Genomic DNA, 2,713 nt, shown 5'->3' with positions numbered 1-2,713 from the left:
CGGACCTTGATGTCCTTGCGCTCAATGTCGGCCAGGGCCTTGCGTGCCTTTGGCGCATGTCGTGGCCCGTCGATGAGCGCGCAGGCTGGGCTGCACACCGCCTGACCCATCCGCGAAGGCACGAATGAGGCCCTGCACGCAGCGACACGGCATTTCTTCGGTTTGGCCGGCTTCCGTTCGATGGTCATAGCGCCTTCCTCGCTTCCCGCTCTACTTCGGCCTTACGGTCGCGGCGCTTGCGTTCGAAGTCTTCTACTGCGCGCTTGCGTCGGTGATCGAGCACCACACCAATGACCAGGGCCAAGGCAATCAGGACTCCGTAAATGTCTGCGTAATCCATCAGTACCTACCTCCCCAGTTGTCCTTCTGCGTCCACCGCACCTGGTGCTCGGAGCCGAAACAATGAACCCACTCGATCAGCTCGCCGCACTGCTTCACGGTGAGCTTGCTGGTGCGCTCGTAGATGACGTCGAATCCGTTACCGTCTACCGCCGGTATCATCTGCGGCTGGTCGCCTGACTCGCGCAGCCAGGCGGCCGTCAGCAGGCGCTTCCAGATCAGGACGTCCCACTTCTTCCCGGCGTGTTCGACCTGGGCGGCAATATCGGCCAGGGCCGCGTGCAGGGCCTTGTTTTGCTCCCCGCTGCGGTCAACTTCGGTGATGGCCAGCTTCTTGGGCTTGGTGATGTCCATACCAGCGATATGGCCAAGCACCCTGGCTCGGTCGGATTCATTGCGGATCTGGAGGCTAGTCATTTGCGCATCACCTTTTTCCAGAGCTGAGCCGCCGGGTACAGGATCGGGTACGTCAGCGGAAAGCTCACAATCAGCAGTGAGGCACCAAGATCAGCAAATGCGAACGCAAGGTCTCGGCAGTAGGACGGGAAGCCAGTGAAGGTCTTCTTGTACATCCTCAGAAATTCCTTCATGACTGCTCTCCCTGGCCCAGGGCGGCGTCGATCTGCTCCATGACCAGTTTCCGGAGAGGAAACATTGGCGATATGTGCCGGGCTCCATCGGTCATGCGCCGCACCTTGGCATCACGCATAAGGAATTCTCGGGAGGATGTGAGAGCCTTGCGCAGCCCCTCAACCTCAGCCTTCAGCTCAGCATTCACCCGCTCGTAGGCTTCGTAGCCGGTGCGTAGGCCGGCGATTTCGGCCTTGAGCGCTTCAACCTCCTGCCACAAGCGGTCTGCAAGTGGGTCATGCCAGCCTGGCATCTTCTGCAAGCTGCGCATGTGCACAGCGAGCTCGGTAGATGATTGCTCTCTGACGTAGGTCATGGCTTCACCTCAAACAGCTCAGGATGTAGTTGGCGTGCTGGACCTGCCATCCAGGGGCGCCGAATGACTACGTGGAATCTCCACGCCCAAATCGATAAGTGATTCGCCCCTCGGCTACGCATAAAGCTCCTGCATGCCTGATAGCGCCATGGCAGGAAGGTGACCTTCAGAAGGCAAGACTTCGGCAGGGCCTTGTGCTTGACCGTTGCGTCGTGTGGCATCGAATGAATGTTCATGACTTCACCTTCAGGCCGGCAGCTTCTAGGACATCAACAACGTCACGCTTGCCTTGGCGATGGCCTTTGGCGTAGTCGCTTTGGGCGTCTGCGTATTCGCATTTTTCGGGAAGTTTGATCACTATCGCCCCGATAGCGGCATCAGCCTCGGCCCACACGGAATGGTCGGCGCCAATGTCCTCAAGCTCCATGTCGCACCGGTCTTCCTCTTCGCGACGGATATTCCAGATTGCTCTCGCAACCGCTTCACGCATCTTGTCGCTCATGTCCGTTGCTCCGCTGCTTCTGCGATCAATGCGATGCGCTCCAGGCGCTCGGATTCGTCTTTTCGGATAGCCCGGACCATCGTGAAGATGCAGTAGCCGAGGCAGATCGCGATTGGCGCGAAGAGAATCCAGCCGTTGAAAACCCAGGCTTTGCGCCACTCAAAGGTGCCAATTGTGGTCCCTTCATAGATCCATGGGCCGATCCAGATAGTGTTCACCGGCCCCCAAATCACGAAACAGAAAACCAGCATTGCCAGCACTGCAACGGCGCATCGAATACCAGCTTTGTCGATGTGATCTTTCATCAGAATTTCTCCGCGCCGCGCTGTGCTTCGCGCTTGATGTTCATTTTTGCCAGCAGGAGCGCACGCGCCGATTTGCCGTCGGCCGGGATGCCTTGCTGAAGGATTCGCGCCTGGGTTTGCTGGTCGGCCAATTCGTCAGCCAGTTCCAGCGCCGTCTTCTGGCTGTCGTGGCCGATGCCGGTGAGGATCTTGCCGTCCAGCGGCTGTCCTTCCTGGGCGCGGCGGATCACCACGGCGTAGTTGTGGTCGAAGCGCTGGCGCAGGCCCTTGTCTTCCTGCTTGGCTGAACGCAGGTCGAAAAGGCCCGTGGCGACGGCCGCGATCTTCACGCCGTTGTGGCTGTAGGTCTCCATGAGCGCCTCCATCCATGCCCCTGCGACCGATGGCATTCCGAAGTCTTCAGGGCCAGGCACGCACATAGCGATGAACTCACCAACGCTCGGCGCGAACGGCTTCTTGAGCTTTCGGCACTTCTGGATACCGAACTCGATCTGCTCCAGAGTGCGGATGCCCTCGTCGGCAAACTCCTTGATCCATTCGGCCTTGGCGGAATCGAGCGCTTCGGTGGACGGCCATGCTTGGCGCCACGCCGGGAAGATCCCGCGCAGGCGGCGGAACAGG

At 59.6% G+C, this 2,713-nt stretch carries 7 protein-coding genes and 1 pseudogene; all 8 read right to left on the bottom strand.

What is annotated here, in order from left to right; all coding sequences use genetic code 11:
• Window positions 1-188 (bottom strand): annotated as a pseudogene (locus JFT58_RS29985) (recombination protein NinG); the annotation flags it as partial.
• Complete coding sequence (locus JFT58_RS29980) at window positions 185-340, bottom strand: hypothetical protein (RefSeq protein ID WP_198834877.1); 156 nt, start codon at window positions 338-340, stop codon at window positions 185-187. The gene JFT58_RS29980 and the pseudogene JFT58_RS29985, both read right to left, overlap by 4 nt.
• A complete protein-coding gene (locus JFT58_RS29975; RefSeq protein WP_198834876.1) occupies window positions 340-756 on the bottom strand; it encodes a recombination protein NinB in 417 nt (138 codons plus the stop codon). The genes JFT58_RS29980 and JFT58_RS29975 overlap by 1 nt, the downstream gene beginning before the upstream one ends.
• Window positions 753-929, bottom strand: a complete 177-nt coding sequence (locus tag JFT58_RS29970; RefSeq protein ID WP_170045022.1) for a hypothetical protein — start codon at window positions 927-929, stop codon at window positions 753-755. The genes JFT58_RS29975 and JFT58_RS29970 overlap by 4 nt, the downstream gene beginning before the upstream one ends.
• The gene (locus JFT58_RS29965) at window positions 926-1,285 is read right to left on the bottom strand and encodes a hypothetical protein (protein WP_170044973.1); all 360 of its coding nucleotides are present in this window, start codon (window positions 1,283-1,285) and stop codon (window positions 926-928) included. Before JFT58_RS29965 ends, JFT58_RS29970 begins: the two co-directional genes overlap by 4 nt.
• A 232-nt stretch (window positions 1,286-1,517) precedes the next feature.
• A complete protein-coding gene (locus JFT58_RS29960) occupies window positions 1,518-1,787 on the bottom strand; it encodes a hypothetical protein (protein WP_170045021.1) in 270 nt (89 codons plus the stop codon).
• Window positions 1,784-2,092: a hypothetical protein gene (locus JFT58_RS29955; protein ID WP_170045020.1), complete on the bottom strand. Its 309-nt coding sequence runs from the start codon at window positions 2,090-2,092 to the stop codon at window positions 1,784-1,786. Before JFT58_RS29955 ends, JFT58_RS29960 begins: the two co-directional genes overlap by 4 nt.
• The coding region (locus JFT58_RS29950) for a replication protein P (RefSeq protein ID WP_198834875.1) at window positions 2,092-2,713 on the bottom strand (622 nt) is incomplete at its 5' end. The genes JFT58_RS29950 and JFT58_RS29955, both read right to left, overlap by 1 nt.

Source organism: Pseudomonas sp. MF6767 (assembly GCF_016405475.1).
GTDB lineage: Bacteria > Pseudomonadota > Gammaproteobacteria > Pseudomonadales > Pseudomonadaceae > Aquipseudomonas > Aquipseudomonas paracarnis.
Note: the sequence above shows the minus strand (reverse complement) of the source record. Positions and strands in the feature narration are given on the sequence as shown.